Genomic DNA, 15,113 nt, shown 5'->3' on the forward strand with positions numbered 1-15,113 from the left:
GGAGTTTATGCTGCAAACCCTGATAGTCAATATATTGGCCCTGATTGTCACCCTGGGCATTCTCGTTACCATTCACGAGTTTGGACACTTCTGGGTGGCCAGGCGCTGTGGCGTCAAAGTGCTGCGCTTCTCCATTGGGTTCGGCAAGGCGGTAAAAACCTGGGTAGGCAAGGATGGCACTGAGTACGTCATAGCCCCGATTCCGCTGGGTGGTTATGTGAAGATGCTTGGCCAGGAAGACACCAATGCTGAAGCCGGCAGCTCGGTTCCTGAATCGCAGCGTCATATGGCTTTCAACTACAAACCCATCTGGCAGCGATTTGCCATTGTAGCGGCGGGGCCACTGGCCAACTTCCTGCTCGCGATTCTGGTGTTCTGGGTAATCAATGTTGCCTACGGCCAGCGTGGTATTGCGCCGGTGATTGCCAACGTGGAAACTGAATCACCGGCATGGCAGGCCGGTCTGCGCCCGGGTGACGAAATACTGGCCGTCGATGGTCAACCCGTGGACATCTGGCAGCAGGTGGTCATGGCGCTGCTCGATAGAATGGGCGAGAGCGGCGCCGTGAGTATTTCGGCATCACCAGGCAACAGCGATGCCGTCAACGAGTACAGTCTGTCTATCAACAGCTGGTTGTCGGACACCACCGAACCCAACCCGCTTGTTGAACTGGGCATCGTGCAGTATGAGATTCCTCCGATTATCGACATGGTTGTGCCGGGTGGAGCTGCCGAGACAGGAGGCCTGCAATCCGGGGATCGGATAGTTGCGGCTGATGGCGAGACAGTGACCGACTGGATGCAATGGGTCAATATCGTTCGAGGCTCAGCGGAACTGCCTCTGGAAGTTGTTGTCCAACGCGGAGCGTCCGAGGTGGCGTTGACTTTGGTGCCAGACGTCGGGCAGGCGCAGGATGGCAGTCGAATTGGTGTGATCGGGGCTGGTGTGCAGGCATTTGATCTGTACGGAAGCCTGCCACCGGAGCATCGGCGCGAGGTGTCTTACAACCCGCTGACTGCGATTGTCCCGGCGGTAGTGGAAACCTGGGACAAGTCGGTGTTCGTGCTCGACTCAATTAAAAAGATGGTTGTCGGGCTGATTTCCGTCAAGAATATTAATGGTCCAATTACCATTGCGCAGGTTGCTGGTGAAACGGCGACATATGGTCTGGAAGTATATCTCGGCTTTTTGGCAATCCTCAGCATAAGTCTGGGCGTGCTTAATCTGCTGCCTATACCGGTGCTCGATGGAGGTCATTTGTTGTATTACACCATAGAAGCTATCATACGCCGTCCCGTGCCAGAGCGCGTTCAGGCGATGGGCTTGCAACTGGGATTGCTGATGATCGGGGGTATCATGATGTTGGCCCTGTATAACGATGTGACTCGACTGCTGTAAATGACGGCAGGGCACGGCTGACATCAAAAAATTTACCAAGAATAAGTCCGGACTCGTTAGAACTTCATGATTAGAATTTGCCGTAGTGTATTGCTGACGAGTGCCTTATTGGGCACTACCGTCATGACCACCAGTGTTCCAACAGTCGCCCAGAATCAGCAACAGGGCTTCGAAATCACCGATATCCGAATTGACGGGCTGCAACGCATCTCTCCGGGGGTGATGTTCAGCCTGCTGCCAGTCAGCATTGGTGACTACTTTGAACCCGGCATGGCTGCTCAGGTCATTCGGGCCATTACCGAATCACAGTATTTTGAAGAGGTCGAAGTCGCCCGCGAAGACGGCGTCCTTCTGATAACGGTCCTCGAACGTCCGTCAGTCAGTGAAATCAATATTTCGGGTAACCGCGTTCTGCAGACAGAAGATATTCTGCGCAATATGGAATCCGCTGAAATCGTTGAGGGTGGTATCTTCACCCGTTCTACGCTGGAAGCGATCCGTCAGGGTATCCAGGAAGTGTATTCGTCTCGTGGGCGATATGGCACTACCGTTGATATTGAAGTAACCGATCTGCCACGTAATCGTGTTGCCATTGACATGACGGTGAACGAGGGTGAAGAAAGTCGCATTCGTGGCGTCAATGTTGTTGGCAATAACGTCTATGAGAATGACGAACTGCTGGAGCTGATGGACCTTGGGGTGAAGCCCTGGTACCTGCCTTTCAGTGGTCGTGACAATTATTCACGAGAGCAGTTTGAAGGTGACCTCGAACGTATCACGTCGCACTATCTGGACAACGGTTTTGCCCGGTTCAATATCGATTCGACACCGGTTTCAGTTACCCCGGATAACGAAGACATCTATATCACCATCAATGTCAGTGAAGGGCAGGCCTACACGGTCAGCAACGTGGACCTGGTGGGTGACCTGGTTAATGCCGAAGCGATTCTGCGCGCCTACACACTGGTGGGTCCCGGTCAGACTTATTCCCAGGCGCTGATCACGGCCAGCGAAGAATACATGACGCAGATTCTTGGCAATCTGGGTTATGCCTTTGCTGAAGTTGAAGGTGTGCCAGAGGTAAACGACGAAGATCAGACAGTTGAAGTGATATTTTATGTTGAACCTGGTGCGCGGACCTACGTCAATCGCATCAACTACCGGGGCAACATTGCGACAGCGGACGATGTCCTGCGCCGCGAAATGCGACAGCTTGAAAGTGCACCGGCCTCAAGTCAACAGATCGAGTTTTCCAAAGTGCGCCTGGAGCGCCTCGGTTACTTCTCTACGGTAGAAGTGGAAACCGTTGAAGTCCCGGGCATGACCGACCAGATCGATGTCGAATTCGACGTTGAAGAACAGAACTTCGGCAGCATTTCATTCAGTGTTGGGTCTGGTGGTGGAGGTGACTGGTTCATTTCCACAGACCTGCAGGCCGAAAATTTTCTGGGGACAGGTCGAACAGTTTCTGTAGGTCTGAACCGAAGCTATTACAGCTCCAGTGCCCGCTTCAGTTACGTGGACCCTTACTACACGCCTGATGGTGTCAGCCGCGGCTTCAGTCTGTTTGCCCAGAAGCAGGACTCTTTCCTGAACGTTGCCAGTTTCTCGACGACGTCCTATGGCGGCTCAGTCAGCTTCAGCTATCCTATAGATGAATTCCAGCAGATTGGTTATAACCTGGGTTACAGCCATACAGAATTGACTTCCGGCACCGGCTTCTCCGTGCAGGAAATCGAATCTACACCCAAACTGAATCCGAATATCAATCGCTACATTATCAGTCCGGCCAATATCAATCCCTGGGAAGGTCCCGTGCGTGATGCCATTTTTGGCAACATCAGTGACCTGTCGGAGGAATATCTTAATCAGGGCGTAGAACCAGGTTTCATTGATAAGTATGGTCGCTCTTTCGACAATTTTACCATCACAACTAACTGGATCCGCAATACGCTGAACAGAGGCCAGCTGGCTACCCGAGGCTTCTTCCAGCAGGCGTCGGCAGAAATAACCCTGCCAGGCAGCGATCTGGAATATTACCGCCTGAGTTACAACACTGACTATTACAAGCCGGTGTTTGGCGAAGACTGGGTATTCCGACTGCGAACCAATTTTGGTTACGGTGACGGTTATGGCGATACCGGTGAGCTGCCGTTTTTCCAGAACTATTTTGCGGGTGGTCTTGCCTACAACGGTTCTGTTCGCGGCTTTGAGGAAAACAGCCTGGGACCGCGCAGTACACCGCCGGCTATATACAGCACAGACTTCACCGAGCTGGCAAAAGATGAAAATGGCGACATCATCATCAACGAGGCAGGCAGTCCGCAAGGTTTTGATCGCAACTCACAGGGCTACGTAACGGCGCCGGTGCTTGATGAGAACAACCAGCCCTTACTGGACGAAAATGGCAACCAGTTGCGTCAGTTGGTCACCAGTACGCGGGATATCTATGGCGATCGTAACAATTTTGGTGGCAACCTGCTGACAACAGCTTCATTCGAGCTTCTGTTCCCGCTACCGTTTGTTGATGATCGCAGCCGTGTCCGTTCAAGCCTGTTTGTTGACGTAGGCAGTGTGTTCTCAACGGATTGCACCCTGCGTCAGACGCGTAACAATAACTGCTCCGATTTCGACACTGGCGAGCTGCGCTACTCGGTTGGTGTTGGCGTGACCTATCTGTCGCCATTTGGACCTTTGACTTTCTACCTGGCCAAACCGTTCACCAAAGACGACAACGACCGTACCAAGAGTTTCGACTTTACGATTGGAGCAGGTTTCTGATCACAGTGCTATAATGCGCCTCCCTGATCGACTGGTCAGGGCCAAATTCATGTAAGTTTCTAATTATTTAGAATAGGGTGATGATGATGAGAAAGATGATGATACTGGTTGCTGCCTGGCTGCTGGTTGGCAACACGGCAATGGCGCAGTCGCAACCGGTTATAGGTATCATTAACCTCGAACAGGCACTGTTTAACACAGATGCTGCCCGTGAGCTGGAAGCGAACACCCGTAGTCAATTTGCGTCTGATGAGCAGCGTCTGGAGCGATTGAACACTGAATTGCGTGAGATCATCGAGCGCGCCCAGCGTGATGAATCCATCCTGAGCGAGCAGGAACTGCAGCAGCTTAACTCCGACGCCGAAGAGCGTCAGGTACAGATGCAGGTTATTGCCGAGCGCCTGCAGAATGCCTGGAATCAGCGTCAGCAGCAGTTCATTGAAAGCCAGCGTCAGTTCCTCGGACAGGCAATTGAGGCGGTGGTTGAAGAAGGTAATTACGATCTGGTTCTCAATGCAGAGTCTGTTGCATACTTCAATAACAGCTATGACATCACTGCGCTGGTGACGGCGAAACTCAACGAGCTGGCACGTTAAGCGCCCTGAAGTTGCGGTAAAGACGATGGGATCTGTCACGCTGGGTGAGTTGGCACAGCATCTTGGCACTGAGCTGAATGATGCTGGCCAGCGGGTGACAGATCTTCCCATCACAGGTCTTGCGACCCTGGCCACAGCTACATCCGGTCAACTCAGTTTTCTCAGTAATCCCAAGTATATCAAGCAGCTGGCGAAGTCAGATGCCTCAGCATTTATTGTGCACCCGGATATGCTCGAGCTGGTTGACAAACCCTGCCTGGTGACCCGCAAGCCCTACGTCGCTTACGCGCATGCGTCACAACTGTTCGCCAGAATGGAAGCACAGGAATCCGGGGCAGATCACGACGGGTCGGGTATCGATGCCAGTGCGCGGGTCAGTCCCAAGGCAGTGATCGGCGAAAGAGTCGTCATCGGGCCCGGCACCGTCATAGATGCAGCTGTTGTTATTGGTGACGGCACCCGGATAGGCGCCAATGTCAGCATAGGTCGCGGTTCCCGCCTCGGCAGCGACTGTGTTATCCACGCCAATGTCAGTATTTATCATCGAGTACACATCGGTAGCCGTGTTATTTTGCACTCTTCAGTCGTTATCGGCGCCGATGGATTCGGGTTTGCCTTCGATGGTGAGCGTTCGGTAAAGATCGCCCAGCTTGGGTCTGTAAGATTGGGAGACGACGTCGAAGTAGGGGCAGGCAGTACCATTGATCGCGGAGCTCTGGACGACACCGTGATTGGTAACGGCGTAAAGATAGACAATCAGGTCCAGATTGGGCATAACTGCACAGTAGGGGATCACACGGTCATCTGCGGATGTACCGCATTGGCCGGCAGCACGCACATTGGTCGCTACTGCCTCATCGGCGGTGGTGTAGGGATAACCGGACATCTGACAATTGCCGACAAAGTAAGCATTGGGGCGATGTCCATGGTCAGTCGTTCTGTGGACAAGCCAGGTGTTTATGCATCGGGCGCGATACTGCAGGAAAGCAGTCAATGGCGCCGTAATGCGGTGGCGCAGACCAAGTTGGCAGACCTGTCCAAAGCGCTGCGAACTATTGAAAAGCAACTGGGCAAACGCCAGTTGTGACACTCAGGAATAAAACTATGATGAATGTGGAAGAAATCAAGGAGTACCTGCCCCAGCGATACCCGTTTTTGCTGGTGGATCGTGTGGTCAGCATGGAGCTGGGCAAATCAATCGTGGCGTACAAAAATGTCACTGTGAATGAACCCTTTTTTAACGGGCATTTCCCAGATTATCCGATTATGCCAGGCGTTCTCATTATCGAAGCGCTGGCGCAGGCTGCTGGTGTGCTGGGCTTCAAAAGCCAGGAGAAAAAACCCAAGGACGGTTATCTGTACTACTTTGTAGGTGCGGATGAAGTCCGACTGAAACGGCCAGTGGTGCCAGGCGATCGACTGACGCTGGAAGCCACTATCCTGACCAGTAAGCGCGGGATCTACAAATTCCAGTGCCGCGCTTCCGTCGACAATGAACTTGTCGGTGAAGCGACAATCATGTGCGCAGAGAGGAAGCGAGAACAGTGATAGACCCGCGCGCGATCATTGACCCTTCTGCCAAAATAGCTGACAACGTCAGTATTGGACCCTGGAGTATTATCGGTCCCAATGTTGAAATTGGTGAAGGAACGACCATAGCGTCTCATGTCGTTATCAAATCGAACACCCGGTTGGGTAAAGGTAATCAGGTGTACCAGTTTGCATCTGTTGGTGAGGATCCGGCTGACAAGAAATTTGCTGGAGAAGATACCTGGCTGGAAGTAGGCGACAACAATATCATCAGAGAAGGCTGTACGCTGCACAGAGGTACCGGTGCGGGCGGGTCGTATACGCGTATTGGCAGTAACAACCTGCTGATGGCGTACGTACACGTTGCACATGACTGTATCGTCGGGAACAACACGGTATTCGCCAACAACGCAGGTTTGTCCGGGCACGCCGAGGTTGATGACTGGGCGATTCTGGGCGGTTTTGCCGGGGTTAACCAGTTTCTACGTATTGGTGCGCATGCCATGGTTGGTGGTATGACACATATTTCGCATGACGTGCCTGCCTACGTAATTGTCAGCGGCTCTCCTGCAGCCGTTCGCAGCGTCAACACAGTAGGGCTTGAACGTCGCGGCTTTGACGCAGAAACCGTCAAACTAATTCGGGATGCGTTTAAAACTGTCTATAAGCGTGGCCTGAGCCTGGAAGAGGCGCGTGAAAGTCTGACACCAGTTGCAGAAACAAACCCCGCATTGGCAGTTTTTCTGAAATCCATCACCGGATCGACAAAAGGCATTCACCGCTAGGCGGCCCCGGTTCCAGTCACAACGTTAGTTGATGAGGCAGGTATGCTGATAGGGATCGTTGCCGGAGAAGAGTCTGGCGATATTCTGGGAGCGGGGCTGATGCAGCAGTTGCGTCAGCGTTATCCTGAGGCCCGGTTTATGGGCGTCGGTGGCCCCCGGATGCTCGCGCAGGGATTCGTCAGCATTACCCCCATGGAACGCCTTTCGGTGATGGGGTTTGTTGAACCTCTGGGGCGGTTGCCTGAATTGCTGCGCCTGAAACGGGACTTGCTGTCGCTCTATCAGCGCGAACGTCCTGCCGTCTTTATTGGTATCGACTCACCCGGTTTTAACCTGCGGCTGGAGCAACCACTGCGTGCGTCCGGTATCAAAACAGTTCATTATGTGAGCCCCAGTGTCTGGGCTTGGGGAGAGGGACGCATCAAACGCATTGCTCAATGCGTTGACCTGATGCTGACACTGTTTCCATTCGAATCAGAAATTTATCGCAGCAATGCAATCCCGGCGCGCTGCGTTGGGCATCCACTGGCAGACGAGACCGACCCCGATGCCGATCAGCAGGCCGTAAAGCTGCATCAGCGGGAGGCCCTGGGGCTGGCCAGTGATGCCGACTGGATCTGTTTGATGCCAGGTAGCCGTCGTAACGAAGTACAGAGGCTGGCACCGGTTTTTCTTGACGCAGCGATTGCCTGTCTGCGACAGCGCAGCACAGTTCGGTTTGTCATACCCTGTGCCAACGATTCACGCTACCATCAGCTTGTGCAGATGATGGATCAGCACGCGGCGTTGAGCCCGGAAATCAGAAATCACTTTGTATTATTGAACGGCCAGTCGCATGAGGCCATGCAGGCCTGTGATCTGGTTGTACAGGCATCAGGCACCGCGACGCTGGAAGCCATGTTGCTGCAGCGTCCCATGGTGGTCTGCTACAAACTTGCGCCAATCACCTGGATGCTGGCGTCGCGCATGTTGCGGGTGCCGTGGGTTGCATTGCCCAATCTGCTAGCCGGCAGGCAGCTGGTGCCGGAGTACCTTCAGCACGCAGCCACACCAGAGGCAGTCACGCAGTGTCTGCTGACCTGGCTGAACGAACCGGAGCGAACTGAGAATCTGGCTGAAGAGTTTGCCCGGATTCACCGCACTCTGAAACGCGATGCCAACCGTCAGGCTGCTGAGGCTGTAGCAGAGCTGATCGAGACTGAAGCTGGCAGCTGACACCCTGGCGGAACGGAAAGACATGAAGTGCTGCACCAGCTGTGCTTTCTGTTATCAAAAAACAATAACACCAGAAGGAAAGTAGCTTGGTGGATACTCATCTGCAATCTGGATTTGAATTTGCTTCTGACATCTCTGGCCCGATAGCAGGAGTTGATGAAGCTGGCCGTGGGCCTTTGGCCGGCGCTGTTTACGCGGCGGCTGTTATTCTGCCAGAAAAATATGATCTGCCCTTCCTGAATGACTCAAAAAAACTGACCGAGAAGCGACGACTGAATCTATTTCGCCAGATTCAGGAGCAGGCGGTATGTTACGCCATAGCTTGTGCCGAGCCCGAAGAGATTGATCAGCTGAACATACTGCAGGCCAGCCTGTTGGCCATGCACCGCGCGGTAGATGCTCTGTCTGAGACCCCCGAATTTGTCTTTGTAGATGGCAATCGCTGTCCTGTCTGGTCCTATCGATCGACAGCTGTTGTGCAGGGTGACAGCCGTGTTGATTGCATTGCGGCAGCATCGATTCTTGCCAAGGTTGCGCGCGACAATGTTATGCTCGAACTGCACGAGCAGTACCCTGACTACGGCTTTGCAAAGCACAAGGGATATCCAACAGCCGAGCATCTGGCTGCCCTGGAACGACTGGGCCCCTGCAACGCGCACCGCCGAAGTTTTGCACCAGTCAAAGCCCGCCTGGCACAGGCGCCAAATCTGAGGCAGGTGGGCAGGAATTGATACATCGATGGAGACACACTGACAGATGAGCGGCCTAGATTTTGTCCACCTTCGGGTTCACACAGAATATTCTATTGTCGACGGACTGGTTCGTGTCAAACCGCTGATCAACACCGTCGCCGAAGCGGGTATGCCGGCGGTCGCAGTAACAGACCAGAGCAACCTGTTTGCCATGATCAAGTTCTACAGCGGCGCCATGGCGGCAGGTGTAAAACCCATTTGTGGCTGCGATATTCTGGTTGAGAACACGGACAACCGGGAACGCCCGTTTCCCCTGGTGTTGCTGGTCCGTAATCTTAATGGTTACCGCAATCTGACGCGCCTGATTTCCATGTCGTATACGCAGAAAGAGGGGCATGGCAGCCCGACCATCAAGCGTGAATGGCTGGAGACACATGCTGACGGGCTGATTGCTTTGTCAGGCGGTCCGGAAGGTGAGGTCGGGCGACTGTTGAATGAACGCGATACCGCCGGTGCGCGCAGCGCCCTTGACTGGTGGATGAGACTTTTTCCGGAAAGTTTTTTCCTTGAAATACAGCGCTGTGGTCGTGCTGGCGAAGAGGCCTATATTCAGGCCGCGGTGAACCTCGCCTCGGAAGCCAGCTGCCCATTGGTTGCTACCAACGATGTGCGCTTTCTCAAGCCGGAAGATTTTGAAGCACATGAAGTGAGAGTGTGCATTCATGAACGTCGCACGCTCGATGATCCGCGCCGCCCGCGTCACTACACAGAGTCGCAGTACCTGAAGACCCCGGATGAGATGCGAGAGCTGTTTGCCGATATCCCGGAGGCGCTGAGTAATACCGTCAGTATTGCCATGCGCTGCAATCTTGATATCGAGCTGGGTAAACCCTTCCTGCCCAATTATCCTGTGCCACCGGGTATGAGTATGGACGAATACTTTCGTCAGCTCAGTCGCGAGGGCCTGGAGCAGCGACTCCCGAGACTGTTCTATGAATCTCACGGGCGCAGCTATGAAGCACAGGATGCCGATTGCATGGCTTTCAGTGAGCCGTACTACAAGCGCCTCGATTTCGAGCTGGATGTCATCATACAGATGGGATTTCCTGGTTATTTTCTTATCGTGATGGAGTTCATCCAGTGGGCCAAGAACAATGGTGTGCCGGTTGGGCCGGGGCGAGGCTCGGGCGCAGGGTCAATTGTAGCTTATGCGCTGGGCATCACTGATCTGGATCCACTTAAATATGACCTGCTGTTTGAGCGCTTCCTGAACCCGGAAAGGGTTTCCATGCCTGATTTCGACGTCGACTTCTGCATGGAGGGGCGTGACCGTGTGATTCAGCACGTTGCTGAACTATACGGGAAGGACGCAGTGTCCCAGATTATCACTTTCGGAACCATGGCTGCCAAAGCTGTAGTACGAGACGTGGCACGTGTGCAGGGTAAATCCTATGGTCTGGCGGACAAGTTATCCAAACTGATTCCATTTGAAGTCGGTATGACGCTTACCAAGGCTATGGAACAGGAAGAAGCCCTGCGCGAATTTGTCGAAGGTGACGAAGACGCCCAGGAAATTATGGAGATGGCGTTTAAACTCGAAGGTATCACGCGCAATGTTGGCAAACATGCCGGTGGCGTGGTGATTGCGCCAACGGTGCTGACTGACTTCTCACCGCTTTACTGTGACGAGAACGGCGACGGTCTGGTCACTCAGTTCGACAAGAACGATGTGGAAACCGCCGGGCTGGTCAAGTTTGACTTTCTTGGTCTTCGAACGCTGACCATTATTGACTGGGCAATCAAGATGATTAACGCCCAGGAGCCTGACCGTCACAACAATCCTCTCGATATTACAGCCATCCCACTGGATGATGCCCGGGTGTATCAGCTGCTGCAGCGGGGCGATACCACTGCAGTGTTTCAGCTGGAATCCAGAGGGATGAAGGAATTGATTCGTCGCCAGTTGCCCAGCTGTTTTGAAGATATCGTGGCATTGGTGGCCTTGTTCCGTCCTGGCCCGCTGCAGTCGGGAATGGTGGATGATTTTATTAACCGTAAACATGGTCGTGCGGATGTTGCTTATCCACACCCTGACCTGGAGCCGGTATTGAAGAACACCTATGGTGTGATTCTTTATCAGGAACAGGTGATGCAGATTGCCCAGGTGCTTGCCAATTACAGCCTGGGTGAAGCGGATATGCTGCGCCGTGCGATGGGCAAAAAGAAACCGGAAGAAATGGAGAAACAACGCTCCATTTTCCTCGAGGGTGCGGCTGCCAATGGGCTGGATGCGGATCTGGCTGGATCCATTTTCGACCTGATGGAAAAATTTGCCGGCTACGGTTTTAACAAGTCACACTCGGCGGCTTACGCGCTGGTATCCTATCAGACTGCCTGGCTGAAGCAGCATTACCCGGCCTATTTCATGGCGGCGGTGTTGTCGGCCGATATGCAGAACACCGACAAGGTGGTTACCCTGATTGAAGAATGCCGGTCAATGGAGCTGCCACTTGTCGAGCCCAGCGTGAATATTGGCGCCTACAATTTTACCGTCAATGACAAGGGCGAAGTGGTTTATGGCCTTGGTGCGATCAAAGGCCTGGGGGAGGGCCCGATCAACGCCATTATTGAAGCGCGTAATGCAGGGGGTGCGTTCACGTCATTGCTCGACTTCTGCCAGCGGGTGGACCTGAAGACGGTCAATAAACGTGCTTTGGAGGCCATGGTTAAAGCAGGCGCCATGGATTGCCTGGTGGATGCCGATGCAGATACAGCGCGTGCACGGTTGTTTGCCTCAATCGCCGACACTGTTCAGGCAGCGGAGCAGAGCAGCCGCAATCAGGCCGCCGGCGTGATGGATATGTTTGGTGATATTGCACCTGTCACTGAATCCTCTGATGCAGCAGCGCTCAAACCAGCCCGGCCTTGGAGCCAGCAGCAACGTCTTCGCGAGGAGAAGGAAACCCTGGGCCTGTATCTGAGCGGTCACCCCATCGATGAATATCTGCCCGAATTGTCACGTCTGACCAGGGACCGGATCGCCAATCTTCGGCCGGAACGAGAAGCTCAGTGGGTTGCTGGCCTGGTAGTCGGTATGCGCACAATGCGCAGTCAACGCGGCGACCTGATTGCATTTATCACGCTTGACGACCGAAGCGGGCGATTCGAAGTGTCACTGTTTGCAAAAGAGTACGAGCAATATCGTGATCTTCTGCAGAAAGACGCCATCCTGCTGGTTGAGTGCCAGGTGTCCATGGACGATTTCAGTGGTGGCATGCGTGGCCGCACACGGCAGGTACTGAGTCTGACACAGGCCCGGCAGAAGTTTGCCCGTGCGCTTGAGCTGACACTGAGCGCCGACCGGCTGCACCCCGACTTCAGCAAGCGGCTGGCGGCGTGCCTTGATCCTTATCGCCGGCCATTACCGGTCACCGGGACGGATCCTGACGAGAACGCAGAACCAGTGCTGAAGCCTTGCCGGGTGCGCATATGCTATCGGCGACCGGACGTGGATGGGTGGTTACAGCTGGGTGATGACTGGTGTGTGCTGCCAGAGCAGGACCTGCTGCAGGAGCTGGGTGAAATGTTTGGTCGTGAGTCAGTTGCTGTCGCTTACGGGCACTGATGCCAGTGCGGCTGGACAGGCCGAAAGCTGGCTGTCAGAAAGGAGATATGGGTCTGAATGACAGGACGGGACAGGGTGGCGTGATATTTGTTATCATCCGATCCTATAATGTCTTACAAAGGCTGATTTAACGCGACTATGAATCCCAATTATCTAGATTTTGAGCAACCGATTGCCGATCTTGAAGTCAAGATCAATGAACTGCGCCTTGTCAGTGATGACAATGAGTTGAATATCGGTGAAGAAATTCAGAAGCTGCAGGAAAAAAGCACCAAGCTGACAGAGAAAATCTACGCAAACCTGACGCCCTGGCAGATTTCCCAGGTTGCTCGTCACCCTCTGCGCCCTTATACACTGGACTACATCCAGCATATATTCACCGACTTTGATGAGCTGCATGGTGATCGGCTGTTTGCTGATGACCAGGCATTAGTGGGCGGTGTGGCGCGACTGGATGGCAAGCCTGTCATGGTTATTGGGCACCAGAAAGGCCGCGGGACCAAGGAGAAGGTGCGACACAATTTTGGTATGCCGCGCCCCGAGGGCTACCGCAAGGCGCGACGATTGATAGAAATGGCAGAGCGTTTCAGGCTGCCAGTGCTCAGCTTTATCGATACGCCCGGGGCTTATCCCGGTATTGATGCTGAGGAGCGCGGCATTAATGAGGCGATTGCTGAAAACATGGCGATGATGTCGCGTGTCAGAACGCCGCTGATTGCCACCGTCACTGGTGAAGCAAATTCCGGGGGGGCGATCGCTATTGGCATCGCTGACCACCTGAATATGCTGCAGTACTCAACCTACACCGTCATTACCCCGGAAGGCTGCGCCACGATTCTCTGGAAATCAGCTGAACACGCACCTGATGCCGCTGAGGCAATGGGTGTGACATCCAAACGACTTGAGGAACTGGGCATCGTTGACAGCACAATTCCGGAACCGCTGGGTGGTGCTCACCGGGACATAAAAACCATGGCTGAGAACATCAAGGCATCACTGGTGGATCAGGTTGAACGTCTGCAGAACATGGAGATAGACAACCTCATCGAACGCCGTTATCGACGTCTGATGAGTTACGGAATCACTCGCTGAGCCCCGGCTCTGATTGCTGTTTTTGCGGTCCGCAGGAGCGCGTCACGTGAATTTGCAGCAAAGACTTCTCGACTCTATCGATGAATTACAGCGCCAGTTGCCGCGTAAGCGGCAGCTGGTGCTTGCTTTTAGTGGTGGACGGGACTCTACCGTATTGCTGCATCTGCTCTGGCAGTTGGGGGCTCAACTGCCTCTTGGGCTGCGTGCCGTCCATGCTAACCATGGACTGTCGCCCAATGCTGACGACTGGCAGCGGCATTGCGAAACGCAGTGCAGGGATAGGGCGATACCATTGCAGGTCTGCAGACTGGAACTGGGCCCCGATGATACCGGCAGTATTGAGATGCGCGCGCGTCAGGCCCGCTACCAGGCCTTTTCGGAGATTCTGGGCAGTGATGAGGTTCTTTTAACGGCGCATCATCTGGACGACCAGGCAGAAACCGTTCTTTTGCAATTGATGCGAGGCAGTGGTCCGCGAGGTCTGGCGGGTATACCCAGGTGTCGTGAATTGGGTGACGGGCATATCTGGCGACCACTGCTGGACCTGGGCGCAGAGCAGCTGGCCGAATTTGCCAGCGACCAGTCACTCAACTGGGTGACCGACGAGAGCAATCAGGATGTTGACATTCGACGCAATCACTTGCGTCTGGAAGTAGCGCCGAAACTCGCGGAGAAGTGGCCAGCCTGGCGGCAGCGGCTTGGTGCCGCAGCAGAGGTTCAGCGCGAAGCTGATGAGTTGCTGCAGGAACTGGCTGAAACCTTGCTGGAAGAGGTTCGTGGTCCGGACCCGAATGTACTGAGACTGGAATCCTTGTTGAGCCTGTCGTCGCACCGGCAACGGCTGGTTCTGCGTCAGTGGTTATGGTTGCAGACAGGCGACTGGCCGTCCCGGACATTGCTGCTGACATTGCAGGCAGAGTTGTTGCTGGTGGCCGAAGACGCGCAGCCTGTGGTGCGCTGGCAGGGCTTTGAATTGCGTCGTTATGACGGGCTTTTGTACCTGATCAGACAGAGCCTTGTACCATCTGCGCTACCCGCAGCTGGTCAGTCCTGGCCAACTGAGCAGGACAGTGTGCAACTGCCTGGTAATGGTGTGCTGATAAAGGTGCCCGTTTTGCGGGGTGGTCTGTACTGGCCGGCTCAGGCATCAGTGCAGATTACTTACCGACAGGGAGGTGAGCAGGCCAAATTGCCGGGCAGGCCACGCAAGTCGTTAAAAAAGGTGCTGAATGAGGCACGTATCCAGCCATGGCTGCGTGACCGGACACCGCTGCTGTGGATAGACGGGCAGCTTGCATGGGTTGCTGGCGTAGGCCCCTGCGAGGGCTTTCAGGCCGACAACAGTGGTGCAGGGTTTCTCCCGCAATGGATTGGTGGCACGTCATAAGCCAATCGGAA

The 15,113-nt window shown here is 54.2% G+C and carries 11 protein-coding genes; all 11 read left to right on the plus strand.

What is annotated here, in order from left to right; all coding sequences use genetic code 11:
* Positions 1–7: 7 nt before the first annotated feature.
* Complete coding sequence (gene rseP, locus LVD14_RS10330) at positions 8–1,399, plus strand: RIP metalloprotease RseP (protein WP_237134005.1); 1,392 nt, start codon at positions 8–10, stop codon at positions 1,397–1,399.
* Between the two features lie 66 nt (positions 1,400–1,465).
* Positions 1,466–4,180, plus strand: coding sequence for an outer membrane protein assembly factor BamA (bamA, locus tag LVD14_RS10335; protein WP_237134006.1), 2,715 nt, complete (start codon positions 1,466–1,468; stop codon positions 4,178–4,180).
* 95 nt (positions 4,181–4,275) lie between these two features.
* Positions 4,276–4,776, plus strand: coding sequence for an OmpH family outer membrane protein (locus LVD14_RS10340; protein ID WP_237134007.1), 501 nt, complete (start codon positions 4,276–4,278; stop codon positions 4,774–4,776).
* Between the two features lie 25 nt (positions 4,777–4,801).
* Positions 4,802–5,863: a UDP-3-O-(3-hydroxymyristoyl)glucosamine N-acyltransferase gene (lpxD, locus tag LVD14_RS10345; protein ID WP_237134008.1), complete on the plus strand. Its 1,062-nt coding sequence runs from the start codon at positions 4,802–4,804 to the stop codon at positions 5,861–5,863.
* A 17-nt stretch (positions 5,864–5,880) separates the two neighbouring features.
* On the plus strand, positions 5,881–6,324 hold the full coding sequence (fabZ, locus tag LVD14_RS10350) for a 3-hydroxyacyl-ACP dehydratase FabZ (protein WP_237134009.1): 444 nt from the start codon (positions 5,881–5,883) through the stop codon (positions 6,322–6,324).
* Entirely contained in the window at positions 6,297–7,091 is a 795-nt protein-coding gene (lpxA, locus tag LVD14_RS10355; RefSeq protein WP_317622141.1) for an acyl-ACP--UDP-N-acetylglucosamine O-acyltransferase, read from the plus strand. The genes fabZ and lpxA overlap by 28 nt, the downstream gene beginning before the upstream one ends.
* 42 nt (positions 7,092–7,133) lie before the next feature.
* Positions 7,134–8,306, plus strand: a complete 1,173-nt coding sequence (lpxB, locus tag LVD14_RS10360; protein WP_237134011.1) for a lipid-A-disaccharide synthase — start codon at positions 7,134–7,136, stop codon at positions 8,304–8,306.
* A gap of 101 nt (positions 8,307–8,407) precedes the next feature.
* Entirely contained in the window at positions 8,408–9,037 is a 630-nt protein-coding gene (gene rnhB / locus LVD14_RS10365; RefSeq protein WP_237134651.1) for a ribonuclease HII, read from the plus strand.
* A 25-nt stretch (positions 9,038–9,062) separates the two neighbouring features.
* On the plus strand, positions 9,063–12,623 hold the full coding sequence (gene dnaE / locus LVD14_RS10370; RefSeq protein WP_237134012.1) for a DNA polymerase III subunit alpha: 3,561 nt from the start codon (positions 9,063–9,065) through the stop codon (positions 12,621–12,623).
* Between the two features lie 138 nt (positions 12,624–12,761).
* Complete coding sequence (locus LVD14_RS10375) at positions 12,762–13,715, plus strand: acetyl-CoA carboxylase carboxyltransferase subunit alpha (RefSeq protein WP_237134013.1); 954 nt, start codon at positions 12,762–12,764, stop codon at positions 13,713–13,715.
* 46 nt (positions 13,716–13,761) lie between these two features.
* Positions 13,762–15,102, plus strand: coding sequence for a tRNA lysidine(34) synthetase TilS (gene tilS / locus LVD14_RS10380; protein WP_237134014.1), 1,341 nt, complete (start codon positions 13,762–13,764; stop codon positions 15,100–15,102).
* The last annotated feature ends 11 nt before the right edge of the window (positions 15,103–15,113 follow it).

It is taken from the genome of Pseudohongiella sp. O18 (genome assembly GCF_021729085.1).
Taxonomy (GTDB): Bacteria; Pseudomonadota; Gammaproteobacteria; order Pseudomonadales; family Pseudohongiellaceae; genus Pseudohongiella.

Bases quoted from the DNA above. Each gene is read 5' to 3' on its own strand.
- rseP (WP_237134005.1), top strand. From the start codon at position 8: ATGCTGCAAACCCTGATAGTCAATATATTGGCCCTGATTGTCACCCTG.
- bamA (WP_237134006.1), top strand. From the start codon at position 1,466: ATGATTAGAATTTGCCGTAGTGTATTGCTGACGAGTGCCTTATTGGGC.
- LVD14_RS10340 (WP_237134007.1), top strand. From the start codon at position 4,276: ATGATGATACTGGTTGCTGCCTGGCTGCTGGTTGGCAACACGGCAATG.
- lpxD (WP_237134008.1), top strand. From the start codon at position 4,802: ATGGGATCTGTCACGCTGGGTGAGTTGGCACAGCATCTTGGCACTGAG.
- fabZ (WP_237134009.1), top strand. From the start codon at position 5,881: ATGATGAATGTGGAAGAAATCAAGGAGTACCTGCCCCAGCGATACCCG.
- lpxB (WP_237134011.1), top strand. From the start codon at position 7,134: ATGCTGATAGGGATCGTTGCCGGAGAAGAGTCTGGCGATATTCTGGGA.
- dnaE (WP_237134012.1), top strand. From the start codon at position 9,063: ATGAGCGGCCTAGATTTTGTCCACCTTCGGGTTCACACAGAATATTCT.
- LVD14_RS10375 (WP_237134013.1), top strand. From the start codon at position 12,762: ATGAATCCCAATTATCTAGATTTTGAGCAACCGATTGCCGATCTTGAA.